This window comes from Nonomuraea aridisoli (genome assembly GCF_003236395.1).
In the GTDB taxonomy this organism is placed as follows: Bacteria; Actinomycetota; Actinomycetes; order Streptosporangiales; family Streptosporangiaceae; genus Nonomuraea; species Nonomuraea aridisoli.
The window spans coordinates 1-3,327 of record NZ_POUD01000480.1; the positions used below are offsets into that span (position 1 = coordinate 1).

At 69.6% G+C, this 3,327-nt stretch carries 2 protein-coding genes; both read left to right on the top strand.

All coding sequences use genetic code 11. The features are described from left to right. Window positions 1-322: 322 nt before the first annotated feature. Window positions 323-1,810, top strand: a complete 1,488-nt coding sequence (gene rpsA / locus C1J01_RS47120) for a 30S ribosomal protein S1 (protein WP_111185568.1) — start codon at window positions 323-325, stop codon at window positions 1,808-1,810. A 109-nt stretch (window positions 1,811-1,919) separates the two neighbouring features. Beyond that, window positions 1,920-2,789, top strand: coding sequence for an epoxide hydrolase family protein (locus C1J01_RS47125; protein WP_328589755.1), 870 nt, complete (start codon window positions 1,920-1,922; stop codon window positions 2,787-2,789). Window positions 2,790-3,327: the final 538 nt, after the last annotated feature.

Sequence of the window (3,327 nt, forward strand, 5' to 3'; positions counted from 1 at the left end):
GGTCGTTCGCGGGCGGTGACCCCGGCCGGAGTGGACGGGTCGGCCTCGGCGGGCTGGTGCGATCTCCGGTCCGGATGGGCCGGGAGGTAATATCATCCCCAAGCGAGGGCTCCAGGTCTTCCCGTACTGAACCCTCCCCGGATTGACCCCGTGGCGATCGTCTCATATGCTGATCGCTGCGCTGTGGGCTCGCGCGCGCCTCAGACGGAGCGGGCTCGCGCTCGGTCACGTCGATGTCGTAATTCCTCGGCTTGATGCGGAAGAGGGCCTGCCGCGCATCCGCCACATCGACATCCTGTCCGCGTTCGGAGCAATTCCACACATGACGTCCAGCACTGAGGCCACCTCGAGCACCCCGCAGGTAGCGGTCAACGACATCGGGTCCGAGGAAGCCTTCCTCGCGGCGATCGACGAGACCATCAAGTACTTCAACGACGGCGACATCGTCGAGGGCACCGTCGTCAAGGTCGATCGAGACGAGGTTCTTCTCGATATCGGCTACAAGACCGAGGGTGTCATCCCCTCGCGTGAGCTTTCCATCAAGCACGATGTCGATCCCGCTGACGTCGTGGAGGTCGGGGAGCACGTCGAAGCCCTGGTTCTCCAGAAGGAGGACAAAGAGGGCCGCCTGATCCTGTCCAAGAAGCGGGCTCAGTACGAGCGCGCCTGGGGCACGATCGAGAAGATCAAGGACGAGGACGGCATCGTCACCGGCACCGTCATCGAGGTCGTCAAGGGTGGTCTCATCCTCGACATCGGCCTGCGCGGCTTCCTCCCGGCGTCCCTGGTGGAGATGCGTCGCGTCCGCGACCTGCAGCCGTACGTCGGCCGCGAGCTCGAGGCGAAGATCATCGAGCTCGACAAGAACCGCAACAACGTGGTTCTGTCGCGCCGCGCCTGGCTCGAGCAGACGCAGTCCGAGGTTCGCCAGACGTTCCTCAACACCCTCCAGAAGGGTCAGGTCCGCAAGGGCGTCGTCTCCTCGATCGTCAACTTCGGCGCCTTCGTCGACCTCGGTGGGGTCGACGGCCTGGTCCACGTGTCCGAGCTGTCCTGGAAGCACATCGACCACCCGTCCGAGGTCGTCGAGGTCGGCCAGGAGGTCACGGTCGAGGTCCTCGACGTCGACATGGAGCGCGAGCGCGTCTCCCTGTCGCTCAAGGCCACCCAGGAAGACCCGTGGCAGCAGTTCGCCCGCACCCACCAGATCGGCCAGGTCGTGCCCGGCCGCGTCACCAAGCTGGTGCCGTTCGGCGCGTTCGTCCGGGTCGAGGAGGGCATCGAGGGCCTGGTCCACATCTCCGAGCTGGCCGAGCGCCACGTGGAGATCCCGGAGCAGGTCGTCCAGGTCGGCGACGAGATCTTCGTCAAGATCATCGACATCGACCTCGACCGTCGTCGCATCAGCCTTTCGCTGAAGCAGGCCAACGAGGGCGTCGGCGCCGAGGTCGAGTTCGACCCGACGCTGTACGGCATGGCGGCCACCTACGACGACCAGGGCAACTACATCTACCCCGAGGGCTTCGACCCCGAGACGGGTGAGTGGCTCGAGGGCTTCGACAAGCAGCGCGAGGAGTGGGAGCGGCAGTACGCCGAGGCCCAGCAGCGCTTCGAGGCGCACCGCAAGCAGATCGAGGAGGCCCGCAAGGCCGAGGCGGAGGCCGGCGAGGCCGCTCCCTCGTCCTACAGCGGCGAGAGCCAGCCCCAGCAGGGCGGCGGCGGCGGGTCGTCGGCTCCGGCCAGCGGCGCGCTCGCCTCTGACGAGGCGCTCGCGGCTCTGCGCGAGAAGCTCGCGGGCGGCCAGAGCTGAGGTCTGCCAGACCGGCTGAGGTTCGCTGAAGGCCCCGCACGGGAAGTCCGTGCGGGGCCTTTCGCATTCGCGGAACGAAGTCTTCCGCGTCGCCGCCTAGCCTCGCGGCATGATCACACCTTTCCGCATCGACATCCCGCAGGCCGACCTCGACGAGCTCCGCGAACGCCTGCGGCGTACCAGATGGGCGGGGCAGCTGCCCGGCGGGTGGAGCAGGGGCGTGCTCGTGTCGTACCTGCGGGAGCTGGCCGCCTACTGGGCCGCCGGGTTCGACTGGCGGGCGCAGGAGGCCAGGCTGAACGCGTTCGCGCAGTACACCATCGACATCGACCGGCAGACCGTGCACTTCCTGCACGTGCGCTCGCCCGAGCCGGACGCTCTCCCGCTGATCCTGACTCACAGCTGGCCCGGCTCCGTCGCCGAGTTCCTCGACGTCATCGGGCCGCTCACCGACCCGCGCCGGCACGGGCTCGACCCCGGCGCCGCCTTCCACGTGGTGGCGCCCTCGCTGCCCGGGTTCGCGTTCTCGCCGTTCCCCGAGCCCGCCGACGAGCGGCCGTGGAGCATCGGCCGGGTGGCCCGCACGTGGGCGGAGCTGATGCGGCGGCTCGGGTACGAGCGTTACGGCGCGCACGGCAACGACGCCGGAGCCCTCGTCACGCCGCGCCTGGCCGCGCTGGACTCCGAGCACGTCGTCGGCTCGCTCATCACGGGCGGGCTCGGCTACCCCACGGGCGATCCCGCCGAGCTGGAGGGGCTGAGTGAGGAGGACCTGGCCACGCTGACCGAGATGAGCGCGTGGATGACCCGGGGGCAGCGGGTACGGGCACTACCTGGCCGCCCGGCCGCAGACGCTCGCGTACGGGTTCGCCGACTCGCCGGTGGCGCAGCTGGCGTACCTGGTGGAGCGGTTCCCGCCGTGCGTCACCCCGGTACGGTGGTGGCGGGCATCCGTACCTTTTTCCGGATGATTCGCTGACGTCGGCGAAGATTTTACGTGAGGGTCTTTGCAACCCTGTGACCTGCGCGGTAACGCGCTGGGAGACTGCTCGGGTGCGCTGCCGGTAGCGACTCCCAGGGGCGATGCAGTGAGTGTGGTTCAGCGAGTCATCCCGGTGACGGCCGCCCTGGCCGTTCTCGCCACAACCGTTTCCGGGGTACGGGAGGCGGGCGCCGCTGATCGGCGTCCGGGGGGCTTGGTGTCGGCGCGGCTCGTCCTCGCCGCGCCGGAGTTCGGGCCCGGCGCACCCGTCGTCGCCCCCGGCTGGACGGTCCTCGGCCGGCCATCGGCGGACGCCGGCCCTTCAACTCCGTCCTCGGACGCCGGCCGCTCTACCTCTCCTTCGGATGCCGGCCGGCTTGGCGCTCCCGCACCGGGCGCTCTCGGACTCGGTGCTTCCGGCGCTGGTGCTGCGGGGTCTGGGACTCGCGGATCCGCTGGTCCCGGGACAGGGAGCCCCGGGTCCGCTGCTCCCGGGAGTGCGGCTCTCGGGACGGGGGCAGGCGGGGCCGGGGCT